1 protein-coding gene is annotated in these 2,549 nt (G+C 33.5%); it reads right to left on the bottom strand.

Annotated features, from left to right (window positions below; all coding sequences use genetic code 11):
- Window positions 1–453: 453 nt before the first annotated feature.
- Window positions 454–2,178: an exonuclease domain-containing protein gene (locus tag ROSEINA2194_RS00850; protein WP_007882201.1), complete on the bottom strand. Its 1,725-nt coding sequence runs from the start codon at window positions 2,176–2,178 to the stop codon at window positions 454–456.
- Window positions 2,179–2,549: the final 371 nt, after the last annotated feature.

Raw genomic sequence — 2,549 nt, 5'->3', positions numbered from 1 at the left:
CGTTTCTGTTCGCTGGACATTCCGATAAGCCTCTAAAGAGTCTTATCTCCATAGCTCACAAAGAAAATAATATTTGTTCATACCGTTTTCCACAAATGGAGAGTTTCACCTCCATAACGCAAAACGAAAACAATATCCGTCCATTTTACATTCATTGCCTCTAAGTTATGAGACTGCAATATTTTGAATATACGCTCTGTAAAAATTCAATCCCAAATCCGTGAACCCAGATTACGAGCAGCAGAAATCAAAAGTGAAACTCTGAGAGATGTGCCTTTAAAATCTGTGACATTACATTCGTTAATCTGTAATTTACGTTATGAAACTACAATCTATAAAATGTATATTAAAAACAAAACGCATCGATTTATTTTCTACATATTTTGATGTAATGTTGGTGATTCAGTTGTATTGTAGTAGTGGGGGAGTAAAACTGGAATTTTCTGGATTTTACTAACTTTTTCCCTTTTTACATATTGGACACCAGCATCTATCCACTAAATGATCCGCGCGGCTCTTCCATTTGTATCCACACGTAACACATATCGCATCCACATCGTCTTTTGCTCCAATATAGTTCATTGCAACAATTGTGTGATTACTCTTTTGTAATATCTTCTCATAATAGTTATCAGCACGGTGTTTCATTTGCTCCTCTTTAGATATCGTAGTTCGTGTTCTGCCCTTAATTTTAGGGTTACATTTAGGACAGTTTGGAATCTTCTTCTCTAATACAGCATACCCAACAAACCATTCGTATCCACAGTTTTTGCACTGTAATCTAATTGGTGAGCTGATATTCGTAAATGATACTAAAGATATATCCGAAGATGACAAATATTTCTGAATCTCAGTTATTCTTCTCGCCCTTTTTTCTTCCCGTTTTCCTCGAGTCCAATTCGATGAACTCGGTGTTCCAACATGAGCATCAACAAAAGAGAGATGAAAAATTATTTTTTTTAACAAATCAGTATTCCGGTCTTTTACCCACTCCATTTTTAAATGATAGATAGCTCTTCCTTTAGCTTCGTAGAAAAACTGTTCTTTATACGCCAGTGCATCAGCGTTGTCTGTTTTTATTTCTAATATTGTTTTATCAGTAGAAAGATCACACAACGCAAGAATATTATTTTCATAATCAACAACAAGTTCCTGAGATAAGATTCGTTCATTCTTAAAAATCTCATATTTAATAAAGTCGACTAACGGACGAATTTGTTCTTTAAGATTCTTATTAGTGGAATTTATACGCTTTTCCATTTGCATATCTTCTTTATGAAGTGCAGTAACTGTTCCATCTGGATTAAAAGACATTGGCATCATTAATACTCCATTAGGAATTTTTCCAATGAAATCCAATTTTAACTTATTTTTCAACAAAAACTGTCTCGAATTTTGCACATCTACATCCAACATTGAATTTATCAAATGTTCAATCGTCATTCCAGTAATATTAGTTTGAAACTTTTCAATTCCCTTAGCATCAATTTCAAATGCTTTGACAGGAGTACTTTGGCATTCAATATATGGTCTTTCAGAGAGGATGTAACTTAAATTTGGATGAGAAGACAATAGACTAGCAGGAATAATATAATCCTCATTAAGTCTAAATACATTATCTTCTCCATTACCCTCGGTTACAAGATAAAAGTAACCCTCCATTTTTTCAAATAGCTTCCATTCAAGCTTACAGTCATTTGAACCACTATGAACAGTCTTAACACCATCAACCTTGAATATTGAACACAAATTATCCTTGGTGATATTTCCATGTGAAAACCTTGAAGAAATTATATTTTTCTTAAAATTATAAAAATTCAATTTTTCAAATCCTAAAATCCGATGCCTTTTCATATATGCTGAAAGAAATGATGCATCAAAATTCCCACCAGCATAAATCAGTATTATTCTTTTTTCCAATTCAAACTCTTCTACTATACGGTCAAACTCAAGTTGAGTAAGTGCAGTCGCACCAACTAAATCCTGTTCGGTAATACCATTTATATGTGTTGTAACAATCTTGCGATTCAGCTCCAAAGGTAAAAACTTGCTATATTCTTTACCATCATCGGGTTTGTAAAACGAAATTGAAAGCAAGTCAGCCTGTTTTGATTTTAATCCGTTTGTTTCAACATCAAACACTACATACTCTGTTGGATCCGTGTTCATTCTTTTCATAATTTATCACCTTTCAAGGATATAAGGATTACCTTGTACGCTATAGATAAATAGAGATTATTCAAACTCTACAGCTTCTGAATTGTTAAATTCATCAATATCATAATTCTACCATAATCACGCCCACAATCCTACGTCATTCTATTAAAATTTATTTAAAGAAGTTAGAATTAGTTTGCAGATTGATTTCTGCCGTTACCCCATAGGCATCCATCCCATAACCAGAGTTCCATAACGTAAATTGCAGATTTTGTGGTGCGGTTCATAATGTTAGCAGGGCATGTATAAGCGGCATTTCACAAGTCATTCACAGTGTAAAGAAAAAGAAAAAACGTACAGACAAATATGATTTCCTTTGTGAGCTTTGCGAG

The sequence above is a fragment of the Roseburia inulinivorans DSM 16841 genome (genome assembly GCF_000174195.1).
In the GTDB taxonomy this organism is placed as follows: domain Bacteria; phylum Bacillota; class Clostridia; order Lachnospirales; family Lachnospiraceae; genus Roseburia; species Roseburia inulinivorans.
Note: the sequence above shows the minus strand (reverse complement) of the source record. Positions and strands in the feature narration are given on the sequence as shown.